This window comes from Oceanobacter sp. 3_MG-2023 (assembly GCF_030688925.1).
Lineage (GTDB): Bacteria > Pseudomonadota > Gammaproteobacteria > Pseudomonadales > Oceanobacteraceae > Oceanobacter.
In genome coordinates this window covers 68,504-92,705 of the sequence record NZ_JAUYVX010000017.1, presented here as the reverse complement: position 1 = coordinate 92,705, position 24,202 = coordinate 68,504, and the positions used below count along the sequence as shown (strand labels likewise).

The window sequence follows — 24,202 nt, the reverse complement described above, 5'->3', positions numbered from 1 at the left end:
GGCGGACTGGACGGGACTCGAACCCGCGACCCCCGGCGTGACAGGCCGGTATTCTAACCAACTGAACTACCAGTCCACTGTTGATGTTCAAACCACATCAAAAGGTTTGGTGGGTGATGACGGGATCGAACCGCCGACCCTCTGCTTGTAAGGCAGATGCTCTCCCAGCTGAGCTAATCACCCTTCGGTCTATCGTACTGCTGTTGTAAGAATTGGCGGACTGGACGGGACTCGAACCCGCGACCCCCGGCGTGACAGGCCGGTATTCTAACCAACTGAACTACCAGTCCAATTCTTCCAACTTTCGCTTTTGGTGGGTGATGACGGGATCGAACCGCCGACCCTCTGCTTGTAAGGCAGATGCTCTCCCAGCTGAGCTAATCACCCTTGGTCTCAAAAGCGAGTGGGCATTCTACTCGTAGAGCCTTCGTTGTCAAACATAAATCTTTGATTTTTTAAATTTATTCAGGCACTTGCATAAAAATCAGCCAGTTTCTGCCTGTTTCGTTGAGCGCCTGGTTGAGTTGGAACGTCGGTCGACCAGAATCAGCAAGCAAGGTGTCAGGATCAGAGTCAGTACGGTGGCAAAAGTCAGCCCTCCGGCAATGGCGGTAGACAGCTGGGTCCACCATTGTGAAGAAGGAGCGCCAACACTGGTGTGCTGATGAATCAGGTCGATATTCCACTGCATCACCATCGGGATCAGGCCGAGGACGGTCGTAATCGCGGTCAATAATACCGGCCGCAGACGCTGGGCACCGGTACGCAGGGCGGCGTCAATGGCATCCAGCCCTTCGTCCCGCAGGCGATTATAGGTATCGATCAGGACAATATTGTTGTTGACCACAATACCTGCCAGGGCGATCACGCCTACGCCACTCATCACGATGCCGAAAGCTTCGCCTCGAATCAGCAAGCCAATCAGCACGCCGACAATCGACAGGATAATGGCACTCATGATCAATGTGGCTTGATAAAAGCTGTTGAACTGGGTGACAAGAATGGTTGCCATCATAAAGATGGCAATGGAAAACGCGGTCGCGAGAAAGCTGCCGGTTTCGGCCATTTGTTCAAAGTCGCCACGGAATCTGGGCTCGACACCGGCACCGAGCCAGTCGAGATCTTTCATCTGTTCGCTGAGTTGCTGGATTTTGGCATTGGCGTTGACGCCATCACGCACGTTGGCGGTGAGGCGGTAACGGCGTTTGCCATCGATCCGTACCAGATCGCCCGAGCGAGGCTCAGCGGTCTGGGTCAGGAATTGCGAAGCGGGAATCAGCCCATAGGCTGTTGAGATATTAAAGCCATCCAGATCTGCCAGGGTGCGGCGGGATTCCGGGTAACGCAAGACGATGTCCACTTCGTCGTCGGTAAAATCAGGCTGAAAGGCACCGACTTTCTGGCCGCCAGTCAGCATGCGTACCATGCCGCCGGTGGCAGAAATACTGGCTCCGTAGCGGCTGGCCTGTTCACGGTCGACCGTGAGTTGCCATTCGATGCCCTCTAACGGGCGATCATCACGGATGTCTTTGAGATCGGCATCCTGCTCAAATATCTCCCGGACCTGCTCCAGCAGCGGAATAATGGCGTCACCACTGTTGGCGGTCAGCTGCAGCTGGATATCGGCCCCACTGGGAGGGCCGCCCTGTTTTTTCTGGGTTTCGACAATAATGCCGGGGATGGCCGCGCTGCGTTGTTCAATATCGGCCAGGACGGTATTGGCGGGGCGGCGTTGCTCCCAGTCCGCCAGCCCTATCTGGATACGGCCGACCAGATCCGGGGCGGCATCGTTAGGGGCCTTGGCAAAGGTGGTGGTGTAGATTGAATCGACATCGTCGAGAGCAAAGATATGTCGTTCGACCTGCAAGACCAGTGCTTCGCGCTCATGAATGGAAAGATTACCTCGGGCGCGGATATCCACCAGGCCGATATCAGAGTCAACATCGGGGAAAAACTCCACGCCATGGCCGTGCTGGCCATAAAAGACAAACGAAGCCACCAGTGTCAGCAAACACAGCACCAGCACCGTCAGTGGCCGCTGCAAGGCAGCCCGTAACAGGCGCACGTAGCCTCCGGTGAAGCCGCCGATAAGGTGGAAATCGCCCCGTTCGGCGGCTTTTAGTCGGGCAATGGCCCCATCTTCATAACCGCCTTGGCGGCTGATCAATGACCCCAGGGTTGGCACAACAATCAGCGCCATTACCAGCGAAGCCGTCAGGGTATAGAGCAGGGTCAATGGCAAATACTTCATAAAGTCGCCGGTGGTGCCGGGCCAGAACAGCAGAGGCAAAAAGACCGCCAGCGTGGTGGCGGTTGATGCCGTGATTGGCCAGGCCATCCGTTTGGCGGCATCGGCATAGGCCTGCTTGGGAGTGGCGCCGTCAGCCAGGCGGCGGTCGGCGTATTCCGTGACGACGATAGCGCCATCGACCAGCATGCCGACGGACAGAATCAGAGCAAACAACACCACCATATTCATGGTATTGCCGGTGAGACTGAGCCAGATTAGCCCCATCAGAAAGGCCCCCGGAATCGCCAGCCCAACCAGGAATGAGTTCCGCAATCCGAGGCTACCCAATACCAGTACAATCACCATCAGGGTGGCGACCAATACATTGTTGAACAGGTCGTTGAGCATGCTTTCGATTTCGCTGGAGCCATCCTGAATAATGCTGGCGTCGATGCCCGCGGGCCAGTAGGGCGACACGGTATCGATAACACCGCGAACCTGATTAATGGTTTCGATGATGTTGGAGCCGATCCGTTTCTTGATTTCCAGTGTCACGGCGGGCTGGCCATTGATGCGGGCACTGCTGTTACGATCCTTGTAGGCCAGACGGCCAACGGCAATGTCCCGGAACAGCACCACCTGATCACCACTGACCTTGACCGGCATATTGAGAATATCGTTGATATTCTCGACCAGCCCGGGAATCTTGATACTGAAGCGTCCGGCTTCGTTCTGTAAATCTTCGCTGGCAACCAGTGAGCTATTGTTGGAGACCAGATTGGACAGCTCAACCATGGAGAGCTGGTAATTATCCATGCGCACCGGATCGACGACAATTTCGGCAATTTCTTCGCGTTTGCCCTGAATCGTGGCTTCTAGCACGCCCGGCAAGGCTTCGAGACGATCCTGCAGGTCGTTGGCGACGGCGTAGAGCTCCGTCTCGCTGACGTCGCCGGCAAGGGTGACAACGGCGACCGGAAACAGGGCGACGTTGATTTCGAGTACACGAGGTTCGTGGCTGTCTTCCGGCAGATCGCTGCGGGCGTCATCGACTTTCTGGCGGACATCAAGCAGCGCCTGGTCGATGTCTACATCGGTGTAGAACTCCAGCATGATGGACAAGTGTCCGGTGGTGGCCGTCGAAACCATTTCCTTCAAACCATCGAGGCCGCGTAATTCACGTTCCAGCGGCTTGTAGAGCAGGGAGTCGGCATCTTCCGGGGAAATCCCATCGTGGGCGACGGAGACATAAACAAACGGCACGGTGACGTCTGGTGAGCTTTCCTTGGGAATGGAAAACAACACCGACAGGCCCACCAGTATCACCAGTACAAACACCATCATGACCGTGCGGGCGCGGCTGAGAGCCGCGTCAATCAGAGCGTACATGATCAGTCTCCCTCAGGCTGGCTGGGCGATGTGGGCGATGTGCCGGGAGCGCTTTTGAGCACTGCGTCAACCTGCTGGCCAACCTTGACAAAACCGCCACCCTGGGTAATCAGGCGCACGGATTCCGGGCCGTAAACCCAGACGCCATGCTGATCGGCGCCTTCCAGCTCCACGCTGACAAACGCTACCCGGTTATCCTGATTGACGGTTTTCAGCCCCATCTTGCCGGATTCATCCAGCACCAGCAGGGCCGGTGAAACATGGTAAGCCTGACGCTCGCCCAGAGGCACAATCAGCTGGGCACTTTGTCCGGCCGGGATGGGATGATGCTGTGGGTTGGCCAGCTCAAGCTCGACGGTAAAGGTGCGGGTGGCGGTATTCGCCAGCGATGAGACAAACCGCAGTGTTCCGGTTACCAGCTCTCCGGACAGTAATCTGGCGCTTGCTGTCATACCGGGGCTGAGTAAACCAACATCCTGTTCGGCCGCTTCCGCGACCACCAGATAGGGAGAGAAATCAACCAGTTCCAGAAGCGACTCACCATCCTTGACGAAAGCCCCCAGTTCCACCATGCGGTTATTGATCACGCCATCAAAGGGTGCCCGGACAGCAGCGGCTTCGACCTGTAAACGTGCTGATGTGAGTTCCGCCTGGGCATTTGCCAGGGCGGTATCGGCCTGGACGAGCATGGATTCATTTGCCAGCCCTTGTTGGTTGAGCTGGATTACCCCTCGTTGCTCCAGTTGCCGCTGGCGCACTGTTGCCTGTGCCTGTTGCAGCCGGGCTGGCCAGTCGCGGGTATCCAGTTCGAGCAGCAATTGCCCGCGCTTGACTCGCTGGCCCTTGTTGACATGAATCGCAGTTACTTTGGCGCGCAGTTCGGATTTGATGGTGACGCTGCGATTGGCCGCCAGCTTGCCCGACAGTTTGAGTGAGCGGATATGCTGCTCGGGTATCAGGTCGTCGACCTGCACCCGTATCAGGCGTGTTGTATCCGGGTATCGGTCAGTTTCCCTGGCAGCCAAGGGTTCGGTATCGGCCCCTGCCAGCATCCAGACGACAGTCACAATAAGGACAGCGGCGGCGGCAAGGTAGCCACGGTTAAACGTAATCGACATGGTCTTGAGTCCTTTGATATGGCAAATCCGGACGCTTGCTCTGGGCGGTGGATGCGGCGGTCATAGTAGTTGTGCATCGAAGGATAGTTTACTTCTGGACAGATGTTTACCATGAATACTTTGCAATCCAGTGGCGGTTTGCCTGTTAAGGGGGGAGCGGCGGCAGTAAACTGGGCGTCTGGCCCGGTATATTCGATATTCGGGATGCGATTTTGTCGGTTTGCAGGCGATTTGTATGGTGTTGGTGAGTTTGAAACAGGCCGAGTTGGCCTTTGGTGATCATGTACTGCTCGACAAGGTGGATCTGGATATCCACTCTGGCGAGCGGGTTTGTATTGTTGGTCGTAACGGTGAGGGCAAGTCTACTTTATTAAAAGTCCTGACCGGAGAAGTGACCACGGACGATGGTGTGATTCAGCGCCTTGATATGTTGAGCATGGCAACGCTGCAACAGGCGCTGCCAGAGAAAGTGGATATTCCGGTTTACGATGTGGTGGCTCAGGGGTTAGGGCAAGTGGGGGAAGACATCGCCCGCTACCATGAAGAAACCCACAAGGGTGAACATGCCGATCTCAACCTGATGGAAAAACTGCAAACCCGTATCGAAGCCAATGATGGCTGGAGCTGGCAGCAAAAAGTCGAGTCAATTATTCAACGTCTGGATTTACCCGCCGAGCGCAGTTTTGCCGAACTGAGCGGTGGCTGGCAACGCCGGGTGATGCTGGCTCGGGCGCTGGTGACGGAACCGGATCTGTTGATTCTGGATGAACCAACCAACCATATGGACATCGCCACTATCCAATGGCTGGAAGAACAGCTCAAACAATTCAGCGGGACACTGGTATTTATCAGTCACGACCGGGCCTTTGTGCAAAATCTGGCCACCCGGATTGTCGAGCTCGATCGCGGCCATGTGTATATCTGGCAGGGGGATTACCTCAGCTTTATTGAGTACCGGGAAAAGCGTCTTGAAGACGAAGCAACCCAGAATGCGCTGTTCGACAAGCGTCTGGCAGAAGAAGAAAAATGGATCCGTCAGGGAATCAAGGCACGCCGCACCAGGAACGAAGGTCGGGTCGAACGTCTGAAAGAAATGCGTAACGAGCGTGGTGCACGCCGTGAACGTCAGGGCACAGCCAATATCAGCATGACCGGTACGGATTCGTCCGGGAAAATCGTTTTTGAAGCAACCGATATCAGTTACGCCTGGGGTGATCAGCCACAGGTGTCGCATTTCTCAACCATTATCCAGCGTGGAGACCGGATTGGTCTGGTCGGCCCGAACGGTGCCGGTAAAAGTACCCTGCTGAAATTGTTACTGGGTCAGCTGCAACCACAATCCGGTGAGTTGCGGGTGGGTACCAAGCTGGAAGTGGCGTATTTCGACCAGTCCCGGCATATGCTGGATGGCAATAAATCCATCGCAGATAACGTCGCCGATGGCAAAGACCATGTCGAGGTGAATGGCCAGAGCCGCCACGTGATCGGCTATCTGGGTGACTTCCTCTTTCCCCCTGAGCGTGCCCGGACACCGGTGCGGGCCTTGTCAGGTGGTGAGCGCAACCGGGTGTTGCTGGCCAAGCTGTTCCTGAAACCATGTAATCTGCTGGTGATGGATGAGCCGACCAATGACCTTGACGTGGAAACCCTGGAGCTGCTGGAAGAACGATTGATGGAATATCAGGGCACCTTGTTACTGGTCAGCCACGACCGGGCATTCCTTGATAACGTCGTGACCCAGCTGCTGGTGTTTGAAGGTGAAGGTCATATCGACGAGCAAACCGGCGGTTATTCTGACTGGGAGGCGCGTCATCAGGCCAAACAGGCGGCAGCCAAGGCACAACAAAAAGCCGGTAAAAAGCAGTCACAGAAAGCTGCGCAGCAATCCGCAAAACAGCCGGCACCTGCTGCACCGGTCAAGACGGAAGCAAAACCGGCGGCGAAAAAACTTTCCTACAAGTTGCAACGGGAGCTGGATCAGTTACCTGACCAGATTGCGGCGGCAGAAGCCAAGCGCGATGCCCTGGCGGCGGCGACACACGCGGCAGATTTTTATGCCGGTGATGCAGACACCGTACAAGCGGTATTGGCGGAGTTGACTGCGGCAGAAGCCAGAATTGAACAACTCGAAGAGCGCTGGCTTGAACTGGAGGAAATGGCCTCGTGACCTGGTTGATTCCTGTGCTGGTCGTACTGGCGGTGATCGGGTCGATTTACGGCCTGAAACCCAGCCCGCGGGATGCCCGTCTGGGTCAGTTGCGACTGGATGCCACCAAGGCCGGGTTGCAGGTACGTCACTGCAGCTTTCAGGTTGATGCCGCCAAAACCGGTGTTCGGGAAGACATCACCGGCATCGGTTATACGCTGGTTTTCCGGCCGCCGTCCCATGACGACACCAAGCCGCAGGAGAAACTGTTGTTTCGTATCGTTGGACAGCCAGGGTGGGAAAGCCAGGGCTTGCCTGAGGGGTTGTCATGGCATGACCTGCCGGGAGATCCAGCGTTGGGTCAGGAGCAACGGCTTGTTCTGGCGCAGGCTCTGAGTGCGGATATCCAGTCCGCACTGGCCGGTTTCCCGGATGACGTGCTGCTGCTGGAACTGTACGAAAACCGGGTCAGCCTGATACCGGCGGAACGCAAAGCTGCCACTGCCGAGGCGTATAAGCAGGCATTAACGGCGTTGTCTGCCCTGGCCGGATAGTGTGGAGCAGATGACGACAATGCCGGGTATTCTTCAAAACGGTGCAGGAGAGGAACAAGGGCCAAGGCCGTGCCGCCGCCGTGGCTGTCTGGTGTAAATTTCTGTAGAATACCGGCCTCTTTTTGGTTCCTTCACCCTCCGAGTGAAGGACAATCGACTTACAGTTCAGTGACACAGACAGGTATCCCCTTGGAAATTAATCCAATCATCGAAACCATCAAAGACCTCAAGGCGCGCACCGACGTGCTTAGGGGGTATCTTTGACTATGCCAACAAGACCGAGCGTCTGGAAGAAGTAGAGCAAGAGCTGGCCCAGCCAGACGTCTGGAATGACGCCGCCCGCGCCCAGGATCTGGGTAAGGAGCGCTCGGCTCTGGAAGCCGTGGTCAAGACCATCGACAATCTGGATGGTGGCCTGGCAGATCTGAAAGACTTGCTGGATATGGCCGTCGAAGAAGACGACGAAGAAGCCGTGGCCGAAGTCGAGTCGGAACTGGCTGATCTGCAACAACAGCTGGAGGCGCTGGAATTCCGTCGGATGTTCTCCGGTGAGCTGGATGCCAACAACGCCTACGTCGAAATCCAGTCCGGTTCTGGCGGTACAGAAGCCCAGGATTGGGCCAACATGATGTTGCGGATGTATCTGCGCTGGATTGAAGCCCATGGTTTCAAGGGCGAATTGATGGAAGTCTCCGATGGTGAAGTGGCCGGTATCAAGGGCGCAACCATCCGGGTAGAAGGCGAATACGCCTATGGCTGGTTACGTACCGAAACCGGTGTACACCGACTGGTACGCAAAAGCCCGTTTGACTCCGGCAACCGTCGGCATACGTCGTTCTCTTCTGTGTTTGTGTCGCCAGAAGTGGACGACAATATCGATATTGAAATCAATCCGGCCGATCTGCGTATCGACGTGTACCGTGCCTCGGGTGCCGGTGGTCAGCACGTCAACCGGACGGAATCGGCGGTGCGTATTACTCACTTGCCGACCAATATTGTGACCCAGTGTCAGAACGACCGGTCGCAGCACAAGAACAAAGACCAGGCGATGAAGCAGTTAAAGGCCAAGTTGTACGAGTTTGAGCTGCAGAAACGGAACGCCGAAGCCCAGATTCTGGAAGACTCCAAGTCTGATATCGGCTGGGGCAGCCAGATCCGTTCCTATGTGCTGGATGACTCACGTATCAAGGATCTGCGTACTGGCGTCGAGACCCGCAACACGCAAGCAGTGTTGGATGGTGGCCTGGATCAGTTTATTGAAGCGAGCCTGAAAAAAGGGCTTTAATGGTGAACGGCTGGATGCCTGACGTCGGCGATCGACCACCGGCCGGTAGTCGATCACAAGCGCCATGCGCCCGATGTCCAGCGACAAACATAACGCGTCCGATGCCCGACGTCTGGCGCCCAACTTATTTATATTCAGGTTAGACAATGACGACCGAACAGACTCAAACCGCCCAGGAAGAAAACAAACTGATTGCCGAACGTCGCGCCAAACTGGAGCAGTTGCGGGAAGGCAGTGCTGCTAATGGCCATCCAAACGACTTCAGACGTAAACACCTGGCCGGTGACCTGAAGGCGGAACACGGCGACAAGGACAAGGCAACGCTGGCGGAAGAGAAGCACCCGGTCGTGGTGGCTGGTCGTGTGATGCGTCGTGGCGGCCCTTTTGTTGGCATTCAGGACAGCAGCGGCGCCATCCAGTTTTATCTGGCCAAGCCCAAACAGAAAGAAAGCGAGATCTGGCCGTTACTGGATATCGGCGATATTGTCGGAGTTTCCGGCACCTTGCAGAAGTCCGGCAAGGGCGACCTGTATGTTGAGATCGACGACATCAACGAATTGCGTATTCTGACCAAATCCCTGCGCCCATTGCCCGACAAGTTCCACGGACTGGGTGATCAGGAGATGAAATACCGTCAGCGTTACGTCGACCTGATTATCAACGAAGAGACTCGTAACACCTTTCTTGTGCGTTCCAGAATCATTGAAGGTATCCGTTACTTCCTGTCGCAACGCGGCTTTATGGAAGTCGAGACCCCGATGCTGCAAAGCATTCCGGGTGGAGCCACAGCCAAGCCATTCGAGACCCATCACAATGCCATGGGCATTGATATGTTCCTGCGGATTGCGCCAGAGCTGTATCTGAAACGACTGGTTGTGGGCGGCTTCGACAAGGTATTCGAAATCAACCGTAACTTCCGTAACGAGGGCACCAGCACCCGGCACAACCCTGAATTCACCATGATCGAGTTCTATCAGGCTTACGCCGATTATCGCGATCTGATGGATATTACCGAAGCCATGTTGAAGTTTATTGCTGAAACCGTGCTGGGGAATACCACCATTGAATACGGTGAATCGACCTACGATTTTGCCGCGCCATTCCAGCGTATGACCATGGTTGAAGCGATTCTGAAGTACAACCCGGAGATGGACGCCGAGGTGCTGGATAATGCAGAAGCCAATATCGACACGCTGAAGCAATACGCCCAGCAGGTTGGTATCAAGGACTCACCCAAGCAGGCTGCCTGGGGTGCCGGCAAATACATCTGTGAGATCTTTGAGGAAACGGCAGAAGAGAAGCTGGATCAGCCGACCTTTATTACCGAATACCCGTGGGAAGTGTCACCGCTGGCACGCCGTAACGATACCAACCCGTTTGTGACCGACCGCTTTGAATTTTTTGTTGGCGGGCGTGAACTGGCCAACGGCTTCTCGGAGCTGAATGACGCTGAAGATCAGGCGGCACGTTTCCGTAAACAGGTTGAAGAAAAAGACGCTGGTGATGATGAAGCGATGCACTACGATGCCGATTATATCAATGCGCTGGAATACGGTATGCCGCCAACCGCCGGTGAAGGTATTGGTATTGACCGTCTGGTGATGCTGTTTACCAACTCACACACCATTAAAGATGTGATTCTGTTTCCGCATATGAAACCGCAAGGTAACTGACACGCCTGATCGGTTCACAAGCCACAAAAAAGCCGCGTATCTTGTGCGGCTTTTTTGTGGCTGGCAAACAGCCGGTGGACAACTCTCGACTGTGGCTCTGCCACCTTGGCAGAGCGGTGAGCGATTAAAGAGAGATAGTGCCTTCCAGCGACTGCAGGGCACGACGGCCCAGTGCCAGGTTGGCTTTGGTGGAATCCAGTACGTAATAAATAAACAGACCGCGGTCGGCGTCCATTGGGCGAATCAGGTGATATTGGCTGGTCAGAGTGATCAGGATGTCATCGATATCCTGATTCAGTTGCAGCATTTCAATGGTTTTGAGCTTGGCACGGACAACTTCGGTATTTCCTGCTGCAGCAATCTCCAGGTCCAGACCTGTACCGATTGAGCCGAGCATCATTCCGCTGTTGTAGTCGACCAGAGCCGCTGCAAGAGCGCCGTTAACAGACATTAGTGGGGACAGTTTGGTTTCAATGCTATTCATGTTGTATTTCTCTGATTTATGAGCTGAAAATGGTCATGATTTCCCGGATATCTCCCGATGCTTTTTTAAGCATCCACAGAGCGAGACCATGAGTTGTATGTTGGTTAAAAACACCGAGTAAAACGGCATCCATGGTGTCGGTTCGGATCAGATGGCAGCCCACAAATCCGTTTTTGCTTTCGATAATATTACCTTCCACTTCTTCCAGCTGGGTTTCTGCGGCCAGACTGGAACCAATACCGGCAAACGAAGCCGCCATTGCCGCCAAGCGTTTTGGGTCTGCTGTCGTATCAAAAGGTACGGTATGAGATATGACGTATCCATCGGATGTCGACAAAATCATATAACTCAAGTTGTCTGATTGCTGCGTGGTCGCAAGCAAAGATTCGTGACAACGAGCCATCAAGGTGTTGGACTTCAATGGATCTATCGGGTTATTCATCAAGGAAATCCTCTGATTCTGCGTTGGCAATCAAGGCCTGGAGAAGCAATAAAACATCATCGCGATTACGGGGGTCGGCATTAAATACAGGGGCAAAAATATTCTCTTCCGACAATATGTCAAAGCATTCTTCGGTATCAGTGAACAGACTTCTGTTTAGCGCGATAGCAATGCGTCCGGAGTGAGCCATTGATTCGAAGGCTTGTAAAAAAACCAATAGTTGCTGTTTCCAGTTTGATTGGCTGCAATCGAGTAATAAAATAGCGCCAAGTGCCCCTTTGGCAACAATCGGCCATATAAAACTGAAATGCTGCTGACCTGGAATACCATATAAATGGACGCTGTCGTTGTTATCGAGAAGAATGCGCCCATAATCCATCGCCACGGTTGTGGTTGCTTTATTGACCTGTGCGGTATTGGAGTTTCTTGCTTCTGTTGCAACGGGCGCTTCGTCACTGATCGTACTGATGGCTGTGCTTTTACCGGCCCCCATTGGGCCAATAAAAATAATCTTGTTTTCTTTGGTCATAAATTAAAAGCCAATCCAAGTCTTTTACGCAGACTTCCCAGTAGGTTGGAAGACCGTTTCGGGGAAACCGGTGCTGGAATCTGTTGTGGGGGTTCTGCTGCTGGCGAGGTTTCTTTGCTGACAACTCCCAACCGGGCGACGGTACAGGCTCGCAAAAAAGCAGCTACCTGATTGCTGGGCAAGCCACTGAGCTGTTCGCCACTTTTTAACGAGGCGAATTTCTTGCCGTAGAGAGCCGACAACTGAAACATGGCTGGCTCGGTGTACCACTGGCCGAGACGAGGCCATTGCTTGATACGAAAGACCGTGTTGTTATCCCAGCTGCCTATGTCTTCTATCGGTTCTTTCCAGGCCAGCTCCCACAGGAACTGTTCAACGGGATAAGAGTGTTTGCCAGAAAGTGGGCTGGCATTATCCGGAGCAGCCTGGGTTTGGGTGATGGTAAAAGGCATTTGTGGTTCAAGCAGCGCTTCTAATAATCCGCTTGAATGACTATCAGAGTAAATCGTCGTACGGTTGTTATCGTCTCGGGCAACGATGGCTTGGTGTTGCTGGATTTGTAATTCGAAATACTGGTGCTTGGCGAGTTGCTGGATACGATTGTCCAGTTGCTCGGATATCAGCGTGGGAGAGGGCAAGGTATCGGCTAACACATTCTCTTGGCCGCTATGGCTTGCATGGGTATTTAACCAATCTTGCCGGGTGCTAGTACCTAATGGCCTGTTATGCAATTTATCTTCTGCGTTATGTAGTAAATCCAGTAATCCAATAATTCGCAGTGGCCAGTCACAATGTAAATAATCGTAACTGTCAGAAATGACATGTTCATTGGCCATTACGGCTAATATTCCCCATGGACAAATATCTATTGGTTTCCTGGCCAGTACCAGATGAGCATCCAGGCCTTCTCCTTGATACAGCCAAGGTTTCTTGGTTCTGCAACGCAGTAATTGTAACTGTTTGTGTATTATTCCCTGTTCATATGAACTCAAGCCAAACGTCTTTACTGTGTATTCGTTCTCCATTGCAGTATTGGAAATATTTTTTTCCATGAAGGGTACCGTGCGGACAGGCGTGAGAGAAAGTAGATAAATTATGTAAAAAGTATAGGAATTAAATCAGCATAAATCAAAAATAATCGTGACTTTCTTGAATGTAATTGAATTTATTGGTTTTTTTCTTTTATTGATGGTTTTAATAGTAATGTGAATGACAAGGTCCCTGTATTTTCAGGATTTTAATGGTTCTTTTTTGGTCTTTTGATTTGTTGCTGTTACAAATACTTACGGATACACGTGTCGTGTGAGTAATGCGTTATATCATTATTAATAATGTGGGTATTAGGGGTTTATTGTAGGGGTTTGTTTGTCTGTTGATTTTCTTTAAGCCCATCATCATGACGGAATCGGCCAAGGGACACGGACGGAGCCGGTCCCTACGGTCAAACCCAACGTCCAGATTGTGGGGACGCCCTCCGTGGCTGTCCTGGGGTCGCTACAATCCCTCGGCCTCCAGGGGCCATCTCTACGGTCCTTACGGGAGTTCAAGCAGGTTTTTGATCTCGCGCCAGTCAACGTATTTGAAGTTCTGGTTTTGCTCGGGCATCAGGTTGCGGCCATCCTGTACCACCAGCATTCCTTGTGGGTATTGTGCTCCCAAAAAGGCGGAGCTAACGGCAAGGCCGTCGGTTTCAGAAGCGCCATCAATGCCTTTGTCTGGGTTAAGGCCAACCCGGAAGCGGCCAATATAGGCATACGGCGGGTTGGCGCTGAACAGTACATAGCTGTCGTTGCCCTGGCTGGATACCAGCAGATAGTTGTCGCTGGCAGTCTGGTAAATATCCATGCCTTCAATATCGGCATGGAGCAGGTCGCTGATGCCAGCCACCTGGTGCATCTCGGTACTGGCATCCGGTTCGGCAGACAAGGTCCAGACGGCCTGGTTTTCTTCTCCAACAAACAGGCGCTGGGCCCGGTCATCGGCGGCGCAGCCTTCTGGCTGGCTGGCGACGGCAAATTCCCGCACCAACTGGCTTTGCCAGCCGCTATCGCTGTCCAGAATACGGTACTGCTGATAACGGCCGTCCTGGTCGTTGATAAATACAAATACCTGCTGTTGCTGATTGCGGTACATGCACAGGCCATACACTTCATCCAGAGTGGTGACGACTTCTCCGGCGCTGTGGACGACACCGGTTTGCGGCTCAATACGGAACAGGGCGATGGCGTGGCGATCTCGCTGGCTGGCGGCGGCAATATCCATTGGCTGGTTGCGGTACTGGAAACCCTGGCGCAGGTCGACGTTATTGACCCGGTCGACCAGCAGTTCTTGCAGTTCGTTGCCATCGAGGTCGTATACGTACAGGCCCCGTTTTTTATTGGTGCCGAGTACCCGGCTGGCATCTGGCTGGTTGGGATTGACCCAGATGGCCGGGTCGTCGGCGGCATCTCCGGCGGTCAGGACGGGCTGGGTTTCGCCATTGGCCGGTACGGTGGCAATCATGTTGTCGTGGCGGGTGGCGGCGATCGACGGCAGGGTCAGGCTGATCAGGGCGTCGCTATGCTTGTCCAGAGCGCCGGCCTGGGTGGCGTTGGGGACGCTCAGCAAGGTGTCGATGGCAAGCTGTTCCTGCAGCAGCGTGCTGCCGAGGTATTGACCGTTATCCAGCTGGTACTGATGCAGACGGTAACTTTCGGCTTCGGCCAGCCAGAGGCTGCCCTGGCTCAGTGTCAGGGCACCGGATTCGCCGCGAATATGGCCAAACGGTGAGGTCAGGTCAATCATCTCGCGGATAGGGTCACTTTCGGCCCGGGCGTTCATACGCCAGAGGCCGACACTTTCTTCGCTGATATAAAGCGTATCGCGTTGGTCATCGGTGACACAGTATTGGGCACCAGGAGCAGTGGCGAACTGGCGCAGCAACGTCATGTTTAGTGATGTGTTGCGGTCGTCAGACGCTGGGTTCAGCAGCTGTTGCCGGGCGCTGGCATCTTCCCCCAGCAGGAATACTTGCAGGTCGGTTGGGTGAGCGCTGTCTGGGGCATACAGGCACAGGCCTTCCAGTGGTTGTTGAATCGGAGTGCTGACGGCGTCTTGCTGCAGCGTCCAGCGGTGATCGGCCTCGGTCAGTGTCAGCAGGTGTAACTGGTTTTGCTGGTCGAGGCTGATGATCTGGATCTGCGCCTGGCCGTTGTTGCTGCTTTCGCGGGCATCGAGTAATTCACCGGCCCAGTCAGCCTGCCATTCGGTGTTGCCGGTCTGGGTGTTGATCAGTTGTGCCGGGCTGCTTGGACCGATACTGAACTGGTGCTGTCCCGGTAATATCAGCAGATGTTCACCACTGAGAGGAGATTGGGCAACCGCAAGCTGGGATGTCGCGCTGGCCGCGGTTGGTGTTTCCGGTTGGCTGTCGAGACTGGAGCAGGCCGACAGGGCCGTCAGGGTCAGGGCAGCGGTGGCTTTTGATAACAAGTGGATCGGTTTGGAGGGTGCGTTCATAACAATTCTCTGTCGCGTGGATCATGCCCCGCTGGTGGCCAGTACGGGAGTCAGAGGCAATAACCCCGGTCAAACAGCACCGGGGTTATTGCTGGCACAGACGGTGCCAGCCCGTGATATCAGAAGCTGGTGTAGCTCAAACCCAGGCTGTAGGTCGGGCCGTAGTCTTCGTATTGGGCGTTGTAGCGCTCGCTGCCCTGATAGGCATAGTAAGGCTCGTCGGTCAGGTTGGCCGCTTTGAAGCGTACCTTGATGTGCTCGGATACCTTGTAGGAGGCGTTGAAGTCCACCTGAGTCTGGGCTGACTGTTTGATGTCTTCGCTGCTGTCTTCCAGGTTGCCGACTTCATCCAGGTAGTCGGACTTGTAGTTGGCGGCCAGGCGCAAGCTGATGGTGTCGTTTTCGTAACCGACCATCAGGTTACCTGTGGTATCCGACTGTTGTGGCAGGCTGATGGTGCGGCTCAGGTGCTCGTCGCCGTCGTCAGATTCAATGGTGGCTTTGGAGTCCACAAAGGTGACGTTGGCAGATAACAGCAAGCCGTTGAACGGTGCGGGCAGGGTGGCGAATTTTTGCGAATAAGCCAGTTCCAGCCCTTTGACTGTGGCAGTGCGGCCATTTTCAAAGGTAGTGGTTGTGGTGTCGTCTTCTCCCGCCAGACTGTTGTAATAGTCGTTGTCGGAGATCTCGGTTTCGTAGGAGAAGTTATCGATGCTTTTATAGAACGCAAATGCAGAAATAACGCCGGCGTTCCCCATAAAGTGCTCGATGCCCAGATCCAGGTTGCTGGATTCCAGCGGTTTCAGGTCCGGGTTACCGGCTTCCAGCTCGTCGCCATCAATGGCAACGTTCGGACGGATCATTTCAAAGGTTGGACGCACAACCGAGTTGGTCCAGGCAGCGCGCACCTGGGTATCCGGGGCGATGTCGAGTTTGGCCAGCAAGGATGGCAGCGTATGAGAGTAGTCGTTGCTGAAATGTGTACGGCTGACGTTGGCTTCGTTGTCGTCGCCATTCACTTCGTAACCCTTGCTCTTCTGTTTGGTTTGCTCATGGCGCAAGCCACCAATCAGTTGCAGCTGGTCCATATCAATACGGCCCATTACATAGGCGGCGTTGACGTCTTCTTCGATGGTGTAGTCTTCGATCAGTGAATCAACAAAGCCTTCTGCCACGGCGTCTGCTTCGGTGTCGGCATCGGCGGCCAGTGTGTTCATCAGTGAGCGTAGCTGGCTGCTGCTCAGGGATGGGCCAAAGTTACCAAGGCTGTAATCGGTACTGCCAGAGGTGTAATCCGACAGGCTAATATCATCCGCTGAGTACTTGCGAATATCGACATCCATGTGTTTTTTACGGTTTTTCAGTTTGCCACCAAACTTCACCATGGCAGGGTAGTCTGCAACGATCAGGTCACGGGTGATGTCGATTTTGGCGACGTTCAGATCATCTGAGGAGTAGCTGCGCACCCGTTCGATTTCGTCGAGTTCAAAGTTGCTGGTGTCGTACAGCTCGCTGCCAAACAGGATGGGTTGGCGGCTGCCGTTAAAGCCGATGTTGTCGACTTCCGCAGTAAACACCGCGCTGTCCATGGAGTCTGGCTCGTCTTCCTTGGCGCTGGACGTACCGAGGTCATATTCGACCGTCCAGTCGTTGATAAAGTGTTCACCACCAAAGGTGACGGACTTGATGGTTTGGGTTTCCTTACGATCTTTCAGTTCGCGGGAGACTTCTCCCAGACCGCTGTCACCGGAGGCGCGTGAGGTGCCGTCGCGTTCTTCTTCGCCATCTTCGATGACCAGTTCCTGGAATTCGGCAATCAGTGCCTGACGCTGTTCATCATCAGTGAATTTGGAATACAGGGTGCGCAAGTGGAAGGCGTTGTTGATGTCGTGTTCGTAATCCAGGTTCAGCGCCGCACCAATCCGTTCACGGTTGATGGTGTAGTCGCGCATTTCCATTTCTTCCAGCTCACCGTCGTCCCAGGCACCACCGGTTTCGGTGTTTTCCGAGCCGAAGTCACGGCTTTCGTAGCTGGCCGCGGCGGCGATGCCCAGGCGGCGATCACCGTCCATGGCAATGGTGGTACCGCCACCGAGCGAGAGTTTGGGGTTGGTGTTTTCGGTCAGTTCATCGTAGCTGTATTCGAGATCGGCATTGTAGAACGGCCCTTCACGATCCAGCGCCGAGATGCTTTCAATCTCAATCGCACCGCCGATGGAGTTGGCATCCATGTCGGGAGTCAGTGACTTGGTCACAACCAGTGAGCTGATCAGGTTGGAAGGAATCACATCCAGAGCCACGGAGCGGGTACCGGCTTCGGGGGCCGGGATCTGGGTACCATTAACCGACACGGAGTTGTAGTCGGAACCCATACCACGGACACGGACAAAACGGCCTTCGCCCTGGTCGCGTTCAATCGACAGGCCGGGAATCCGTTGCAGGGCTTCGGCGGCGTTGGCATCGGGCAGCTCACCAATGGCGTCGGCATTCACTGCGCTGATAATACGATCGGAGTAACGTTGGCGATCGAGGGCGCGCTGCATTTGGGCTGATTGGCCGTATACCAGCACTTCATCGATCATGTCGTCGCCATCGTTGACCACCACATCGGTGCTGGTCACGGTGTTTTCAGTCACGGTAATCTTGCGCGAATCCAGCGTCTGGTCACCCAGGGTGATGGTCAGGGTGTATTCCCCGGCAGGTACCTGCGGCAAGCGGAAGCGCCCGGACTGGCCGGACAGGGTTTGGCGCTTGGCTTCTTCCAGCCGAACCACCGCACCTTTGTAAATGGTTTGCGAAGCGGCATCGATAATGCGGCCTTCGACGATACCATCGGCGTGGACGAGAGTGGCGGATGCCAGGGCAAGGCTGGCTACCAGCGGTTTGATTAACAATTTCACGTCTGCTCTCCGTTAGAATAATGGCTCCCGCGTGGCCAGTCTTGGTAATGCTGTGCTTGAAGCGGGAGTGGGTCTCTCTTGTCAGGACGTCGCGACGGTAGGAATGAGCTGTGACACTTTCGTTACGGAGAGCAGGGCAACGCCTTGCCAGCGTGGCAATTCTTCCGCCAGCGGTCGGGTTGGATATGTAAATGATCCAAATTAACCCATGCATCAAGACGGCATGACGTTGTGGCTGGCAAGTCTGTCGAGCGCCATCCCCTGTCAGTGATGGGCTTGTATCGTGCCAGCGCAATGGGGCGCTGCTGTCATAAAAAATTCATCAAATTTACGGCAACTTTTACTGAGCCTTTATGACCCCTGAGGTCCTGCGTGCGGGTGAACATGCTTTAATGCCGACCTCTTAACGACCCGGCTGGCAGTGGCTGGCAGACCGGGTCGGTCAATCCAAATAATGAGACAGGTGGTTGGGGATGTTCTCGACTCTGGGAATACACCAGCGCAAATTGTTGCTGGTGTTTGGCCTCGCGCTGGCGGGGTTGGTGGGCAGCCTGATAATGGGGGACGCCAAGCCGTGGGCCGAGATCGACTGGCTGGATGTCCTCGGTGAAGGTGGTGCGGCACTGGCACTGGCGGTCTGGATGCTGCTGATTCTGGGCAGTCGTCCGGCAGGGCGGGTAACCGACCTGCTGACGTTGGGGATGGGGTTTATGTTTCTGGCGATGTGGCAGGACAACCTCGACGAATTTATTCACTTGCCCGCCGAGCAGTTCTGGGATCAATGGCTCGAGTCCGGTGCCATGCCCGTCGGAATCGTATTGTTAACCTACGGACTGGTGCACTGGCATCAGGAGCAGCTCTCGATCAACCAGCAGCTGCGCAAGCGCGAGCAGCGTTTTCGGGAGCATCGGTTTATCGACAAGCTGACCCAGCTGGGGCGGGTGGATTACCTCAAAGCCCAGCTGCAAGCGGTGATGGCCCAGTTGCCAACCCGCAACATGGTGCTGTTGATGGTGGATGTGGATAATTTTGCCGATGTCAATCGTCGCTACGGCCATCAGGAAGGGGACACCCTGCTGTACGAGCTGTCGGAATTGATGCTGCTGAACTTGCGCCAGGACGATCTGATTTGCCGCTATGCCGCCGACCGTTTTGCCGTGGTGCTGCCAGATACTGGTCTTGCACAGGGCCGGACCCTGGCCATCGAACTGACCCAGGCGGTGCAGCACTTTGCCTACAAACACAAAACCCGTGGCGACACGCTCTATCAGACCATCAGCATTGGTCTGGCAGACTGGCAGGGGGAAACGACCGAAGCCCTGGTTCAGCGTGCAAATCAGGCGTTGTTTCTGGCCAAGTCGAGTGGCGGACTGGGAGAGGTGGCCTGATGTGACAACCCCTTCCTGGTATGAGTGCGATGAGCGTATTTTTGCCGCCCATTATCAGCCTGCCTTGCTGATCGATTTATTACGCTCTGGTGGTCTGTGCAGCCATAAGATATTGCGCGGCACCGGGTTGTTTTATGACGATATTCTGCAAGGGCAAGTGATGATGTCGGCGACCCAGGCAGGCCTGCTGGTGAGTAATGCCAGCAAGCTGGGCAAAGATCCGGGATTATCGTTTCGTTGGGGGGCTTCCTGCTGGCCCGGGCACTACGACAGCGCCAGCAGTTTGCTGGGCAATGCCGGTTCCTTGCGTGAGGCGCTGAGCGCTCTGGTGCATTACCGGCGCATCTTGTCGCCCTGGGCAACACCGTTTGTGGTAACGGATGAACGTTATTGTTATGTGCACTGGCTGACGCTGGGGCATATGGGCGAACGCCGGTTCCTGATTGAAGCGGCGATGTCAGCTTTGACATCGTTCAGCCGCTGGATGAGTGGCGAACGTCTGCCATGGCGTTATGGCTTTAGCGACTCACGGCCGGATTACGAAGAACAGTACCAGGTCAACTTCGGCAGCCAGCTCTGGTTTGATCTGGGCGTCGATGTCATGGTGATTGAGCGGCACTGGCTCGACCGGCCGTGGCCTCGCGGGTCGGCAACGGCGTATCAGGTCGCCCAGCGTCAATGTGAGTCAGGACTCGCAAACCTGCCTGCATCCTCACTGCCAGAACAGGTGTACCGGTTGTTGCTCGAGCGGGTACAGGAACCACTTACCTTGCCCGATATGGCCGGACGGCTGGCCATGAGCCCGGCGACCCTGAAACGCAAACTGGGTAAACATGGCTGCCATTTCCAGCAATTGCAGGATCAGGCACGGCTGCATATGAGCCTTTATCTGTTGCATGTGTGTGGCTGGAACAATGAGCAGGTTGCTGCTCACCTGAACTTTAACGACAGCACCAACTTCCGCCGTGCTTTCAAGCGTTGGGTGGGGATTACTCCCAGCGACAGCCGTTCCCGTTTCTCGTTGTTTGATATTCACCCTGACACGGTTTTGCCCGAATTGGTGGGGCTGTAATACGGCATTCGATCTCCAGCGGGTCGGGCCTGACTGGGCGAGTGCTGCCAATAGAGAAGCGGATCAACGAGGGTTCACTGATGTGTGGATAGCTGTTGCCGGTTTTGCGGTTGTCTCTGTTCCGGTCGCCGCAAGCCTTGTACCCCAATGCCGCTCTTTGGCAATCAATCACGCTTCATTTCCCGCAGAATTCCCCTACAATGCCCGCTGAATGCCGATACAACACCGTATTGGCGGGCATTGGCCCGATTGATCTGAGAGAGAAACAAATGGAACGCATCGAACGCGATTTTTTTGCCCGTGAAAAAGACGATCAGGATGCTTTCCTGAGCCAGACCTGGTGCAATGAGTGTATGGCCGCCGACCTCGGTATGGTTGAGCCGCAAGAATATGAAATAGATGGCGTGATCGTGGTCGAAGGCAAGTGTGCCAAGTGTGGTGCGGCGATTATGACGGAAATTGCTGACGACGATACCGATGGCGTATGGGATGATGATTCGTCTGACGACTGAGATCTGGGATTGATAAACCGGTAACGCATACCGGTTTTGATGACGAATAAGATAACCCTGACTGATACTATCGGGGTTATCTCCTCTATATGCTTCACAGCAGTCCTCTCTTTAAGAGCCTTTATCTCTAATAGTCTCTATATCTAATGGCCTTTGTTTTTAATAGGTAGCGGCTATATAAATCCTGTTTATTCTGCCTTGTATCTCGGGTATAAAAACTGGCACGATACAATCAGTTGAATGGATAGAAACAGGAATAAACAGCAGGTGTAACAAACCCGCGCAAGGCCGACAGTGAAGGAAAAATCAGATGCTGAAACAGGGTTTTTCCATCCGTTCGTTATATAAACTCTTATGAATAACGTGCAATACAGGAAAAGTATATGTCTTATATCGATGGATTTGTCGCTGCCGTTCCGACGGAGAATAAAGAAAAATACATAGCGCATGCTGAATTTTCAGCGGTGATATTCAAGGATCACGGTGCCTTATCGATCAGGGAAGCGTGGGGTGATGAGCTGCCTGATGGCGAAGTGACTTCGTTCCCGATGGCTGTGAAGTGCAAGGAAAACGAAACGGTCGTTTTTTCTACGGTTGTGTGGCCATCGAAGGAAGTCAGGGATGCAGGATGGGCAGCCATTATGGCAGACCCCAGAATGAATCCAGAAAATAACCCGATGCCCTTTGATGGCAAACGTTTAATCTATGGTGGATTTGACGTGCTTATTGAGGGTTGATCTCCTGCTGGTCATTGACTGGCGTGTGAAAATATTCGCCAGGGTTAATGTTCCGGTTTCTAACGGGCTGCCTTTGCGATAAACAATGGATAGCTGCACATGCTTGGGGCCATGGGTGACCGGCGTCATGGTGAGGGATTTTTCATACCGACTGCCAACTACCATGTTTTTGCCAATAATGGTGTAACCCAGGCCTGCGGAAATACAGCCCAGCACGCCATCGGCACTGCTCATGATCATCAGTTCATCACTGCCTTGCCCTGCCAGTTGCTGCCATAGCAGGGCATGGTTTCTGTAGCCACAGCCCTCGTCACGGACCATGAGTACCGGGTCATGATCACTCTCTTTGGGTGTTACCTTGACCAATTCTTCTTTCACGATCGGAATCACTACCAGCTTGTCATGCTGGGGGGCATTGCCGATGGCGGCGCAGTCTACCTTGTTGTTCAATACGGCCTGTACGAGCCGGTCGCTGGTGTCTGTAAAAATCTTTGCCTGAATATTGGAGTGATCTTGTTTGAGTTGCTTGAGTGCCAGCGGCATATGAACCGCCGCAAAGGTTTCTGGCATACCGATTCTTAGTTCATAACTGCCTTGATCACGCAAAATAGCGGACTTGGCCTGGTACTCCAGCTGCAAGATCTCATCGGCATACTGGCAGAGCTGTTGTCCGCTTGGTGTCAGCTGCAGTTTTCTGCCTGCCAAGGTGAATAGCCTGGTATCCAGCTCGTTTTCCAATTTTTTAATACGGTTGGTGATGTTCGATTGCACGGTATGGAGTTTATCTGCTGCGCCTTTAATGCCGCCTTCATCCACCACCGTTTTAAAGGTCTTGAGTGCCAGGATTTCCATACAGTTCTCTAATATTGAAGTATCTGTTCTGAATAATTCAATTTTTAAGATTATCAGCTCGAAGTAGCCTTTGTTAACAATTTCTAATAACAAGGTGGCTGGTATGCTGATGGAGCTGACTCGAGTACGTGTCTATTTGGCCGGGATCTGCAGCTTGATTGTGACGGTTGGTGTGGCGCGTTTTTCCTACAGCCTGCTTTTGCCTATCATGCAGGATGGCGCAGGTCTTACCGAGTTGGCTGGCGGCTGGCTGGCGACCACTAATTTTATGGGGTACATGGCTGGTGTGCTGCTTGCTTCCAGGTTGCATAACCTCAACGACAAATACAATTTGCACCGGGCTTACCTGGTATTAAGCGTTGTCACTTCCGCAGCGATGGTGATGACAACCGATATGATGGTTTGGGCAGTCTTGCGGTTTATCGCCGGGGTTTGCGCTTCCGGGGGCCTTATTATTGCCTCTGGTTTGATTTTAAAGTGGCTGGTTAAAAATCAGTATCGTGCTGAGTTAGGCATTCATTTTGCCGGGGTTGGTATCAGTATTATTGCCACCTCTGTGTTGGTTGAAGTGATGCTGAATCTGTCGGCTAACTGGCAACAACAGTGGTTGGCTCTGGCCGTAATGGCTGCGCTGGTTGCTGTGCCTGCCTGGTTGTGGATTCCTCATCCTTTTGTGGGTGGAGCAGAGGTCACACCGCCCAAAGATAATCCGCCAGGCCGGATGTTTACTACCCTGATGATGCTTGCCTATTTTTGTGCCGGTTATGGTTATGCGGTCAGTTCAACTTTTATTGTGGATATTGTCGAGAGAACACAAGGACTGGAGGGGCAGGGAACCCATACGTTTTTACTGATTGGATTGGCTGCCATGCCAGCAACGCTGCTCTGGGACAGAGTCGCGAGAAAAATTGGTTACCTGTATGTCTTGTTGGTGGCTTATCTGCTGCAAGTGGTTGGCATTATTCTCCCTGCCATTAACGATACCTTGCCGGTGGTCTTGTTCAGTGCGTTGCTGTTTGGCGGGACATTTATTGCCTGTGTCAGTCTGGTGCTGACAATGGCAGGCAAGTTTTTCCCCAGTAATCCTGCCCGGTTTATGGGGGTGATGACACTGGCCTATGGGGCAGCTCAAATTATCGCCCCTGTGTTTACTGGTTATCTTGCCGAGGCATTGGGAAGTTATAACCCCGGATTGTACTTGTCGGCAGGCGTCATGATTATAGGTGTTGTGTTTTTGTTTGGGTTAGTGCGCCTGGACAGGCGTTCTGAGGGTAAAAAAGTCTATGCACGTCCGTATCAGGGGTTGTAACACCGTATTGATCTTCAATATTTCTGCTTACGCATCAAACGCATCAAGGTTTAAAAAGCCCGGTTGCGTTTGAGTGAGGCCGTG

General features: G+C 53.9%; 18 protein-coding genes and 4 tRNA genes. 9 read left to right on the top strand and 13 right to left on the bottom strand.

The window, feature by feature from the left end:
- Window positions 1-2: 2 nt before the first annotated feature.
- The 6 genes from Q8W32_RS15210 to Q8W32_RS15185 all read right to left on the bottom strand — a co-directional run bounded on the left by Q8W32_RS15210 (window position 3) and on the right by Q8W32_RS15185 (window position 4,737).
- Window positions 3-76, bottom strand: a tRNA-Asp gene (locus Q8W32_RS15210).
- A 31-nt stretch (window positions 77-107) separates the two neighbouring features.
- Window positions 108-183 (bottom strand) — tRNA-Val (locus tag Q8W32_RS15205).
- A 30-nt stretch (window positions 184-213) separates the two neighbouring features.
- Window positions 214-290: transfer RNA gene (locus Q8W32_RS15200), tRNA-Asp, on the bottom strand.
- Window positions 291-311: 21 nt separating this feature from the next.
- Window positions 312-387: transfer RNA gene (locus tag Q8W32_RS15195), tRNA-Val, on the bottom strand.
- Window positions 388-484: 97 nt separating this feature from the next.
- A complete protein-coding gene (locus tag Q8W32_RS15190) occupies window positions 485-3,619 on the bottom strand; it encodes an efflux RND transporter permease subunit (protein WP_305415535.1) in 3,135 nt (1,044 codons plus the stop codon).
- A 2-nt stretch (window positions 3,620-3,621) separates the two neighbouring features.
- Entirely contained in the window at window positions 3,622-4,737 is a 1,116-nt protein-coding gene (locus tag Q8W32_RS15185; RefSeq protein ID WP_305415534.1) for an efflux RND transporter periplasmic adaptor subunit, read from the bottom strand.
- Window positions 4,738-4,972: 235 nt separating this feature from the next.
- On the opposite strand from Q8W32_RS15185, the gene Q8W32_RS15180 reads away from it, so the two are divergent.
- From Q8W32_RS15180 to lysS, 4 genes are all read left to right on the top strand, one after another.
- Window positions 4,973-6,904: an ATP-binding cassette domain-containing protein gene (locus tag Q8W32_RS15180; protein WP_305415533.1), complete on the top strand. Its 1,932-nt coding sequence runs from the start codon at window positions 4,973-4,975 to the stop codon at window positions 6,902-6,904.
- The gene (locus Q8W32_RS15175; protein ID WP_303434111.1) at window positions 6,901-7,437 is read left to right on the top strand and encodes a hypothetical protein; all 537 of its coding nucleotides are present in this window, start codon (window positions 6,901-6,903) and stop codon (window positions 7,435-7,437) included. Before Q8W32_RS15180 ends, Q8W32_RS15175 begins: the two co-directional genes overlap by 4 nt.
- A 199-nt stretch (window positions 7,438-7,636) precedes the next feature.
- Window positions 7,637-8,722, top strand: a complete 1,086-nt coding sequence (prfB, locus tag Q8W32_RS15170) for a peptide chain release factor 2 (RefSeq protein ID WP_368501393.1) — start codon at window positions 7,637-7,639, stop codon at window positions 8,720-8,722.
- Window positions 8,723-8,868: 146 nt separating this feature from the next.
- Window positions 8,869-10,395, top strand: coding sequence for a lysine--tRNA ligase (gene lysS / locus Q8W32_RS15165; protein ID WP_305415532.1), 1,527 nt, complete (start codon window positions 8,869-8,871; stop codon window positions 10,393-10,395).
- A 124-nt stretch (window positions 10,396-10,519) separates the two neighbouring features.
- Here the strand turns inward: lysS and Q8W32_RS15160 are convergent, their stop codons facing one another.
- The 6 genes from Q8W32_RS15160 to Q8W32_RS15135 all read right to left on the bottom strand — a co-directional run bounded on the left by Q8W32_RS15160 (window position 10,520) and on the right by Q8W32_RS15135 (window position 18,248).
- Complete coding sequence (locus tag Q8W32_RS15160; RefSeq protein ID WP_303434109.1) at window positions 10,520-10,879, bottom strand: hypothetical protein; 360 nt, start codon at window positions 10,877-10,879, stop codon at window positions 10,520-10,522.
- A 16-nt stretch (window positions 10,880-10,895) separates the two neighbouring features.
- Window positions 10,896-11,321, bottom strand: a complete 426-nt coding sequence (locus Q8W32_RS15155; protein WP_305415531.1) for a roadblock/LC7 domain-containing protein — start codon at window positions 11,319-11,321, stop codon at window positions 10,896-10,898.
- The gene (locus Q8W32_RS15150; protein WP_303434107.1) at window positions 11,314-11,850 is read right to left on the bottom strand and encodes an ATP/GTP-binding protein; all 537 of its coding nucleotides are present in this window, start codon (window positions 11,848-11,850) and stop codon (window positions 11,314-11,316) included. The genes Q8W32_RS15155 and Q8W32_RS15150 overlap by 8 nt, the downstream gene beginning before the upstream one ends.
- Window positions 11,847-12,902, bottom strand: coding sequence for a hypothetical protein (locus Q8W32_RS15145; RefSeq protein WP_303434106.1), 1,056 nt, complete (start codon window positions 12,900-12,902; stop codon window positions 11,847-11,849). The genes Q8W32_RS15150 and Q8W32_RS15145 overlap by 4 nt, the downstream gene beginning before the upstream one ends.
- Before the next feature lie 481 nt (window positions 12,903-13,383).
- Window positions 13,384-15,348 carry a phytase gene (locus Q8W32_RS15140; RefSeq protein ID WP_303434105.1) on the bottom strand — a complete coding sequence of 655 codons (1,965 nt, stop codon included), beginning with the start codon at window positions 15,346-15,348 and terminating at the stop codon, window positions 13,384-13,386.
- A 119-nt stretch (window positions 15,349-15,467) separates the two neighbouring features.
- Complete coding sequence (locus Q8W32_RS15135) at window positions 15,468-18,248, bottom strand: TonB-dependent receptor (RefSeq protein ID WP_305415530.1); 2,781 nt, start codon at window positions 18,246-18,248, stop codon at window positions 15,468-15,470.
- A 473-nt stretch (window positions 18,249-18,721) separates the two neighbouring features.
- Between Q8W32_RS15135 and Q8W32_RS15130 the strand changes: the two genes are divergently transcribed.
- The 4 genes from Q8W32_RS15130 (at window position 18,722) to Q8W32_RS15115 (ending at window position 21,957) form a co-directional block, all read left to right on the top strand.
- Window positions 18,722-19,636, top strand: coding sequence for a GGDEF domain-containing protein (locus Q8W32_RS15130; RefSeq protein WP_303434103.1), 915 nt, complete (start codon window positions 18,722-18,724; stop codon window positions 19,634-19,636).
- 1 nt (window position 19,637) lies between these two features.
- Complete coding sequence (locus tag Q8W32_RS15125) at window positions 19,638-20,708, top strand: AraC family transcriptional regulator (protein ID WP_303434102.1); 1,071 nt, start codon at window positions 19,638-19,640, stop codon at window positions 20,706-20,708.
- A gap of 269 nt (window positions 20,709-20,977) precedes the next feature.
- Complete coding sequence (locus Q8W32_RS15120; RefSeq protein ID WP_303434101.1) at window positions 20,978-21,220, top strand: hypothetical protein; 243 nt, start codon at window positions 20,978-20,980, stop codon at window positions 21,218-21,220.
- Between the two features lie 383 nt (window positions 21,221-21,603).
- Entirely contained in the window at window positions 21,604-21,957 is a 354-nt protein-coding gene (locus Q8W32_RS15115) for a DUF1428 domain-containing protein (RefSeq protein WP_305415529.1), read from the top strand.
- Here the strand turns inward: Q8W32_RS15115 and Q8W32_RS15110 are convergent.
- Complete coding sequence (locus Q8W32_RS15110) at window positions 21,919-22,809, bottom strand: LysR family transcriptional regulator (RefSeq protein WP_305415528.1); 891 nt, start codon at window positions 22,807-22,809, stop codon at window positions 21,919-21,921. The genes Q8W32_RS15115 and Q8W32_RS15110 overlap by 39 nt on opposite strands.
- 103 nt (window positions 22,810-22,912) lie before the next feature.
- Here Q8W32_RS15110 and Q8W32_RS15105 point away from each other — a divergent pair, with 103 nt between their 5' ends.
- Window positions 22,913-24,118 carry a YbfB/YjiJ family MFS transporter gene (locus Q8W32_RS15105; RefSeq protein WP_305415527.1) on the top strand — a complete coding sequence of 402 codons (1,206 nt, stop codon included), beginning with the start codon at window positions 22,913-22,915 and terminating at the stop codon, window positions 24,116-24,118.
- Window positions 24,119-24,202 lie beyond the last annotated feature (84 nt).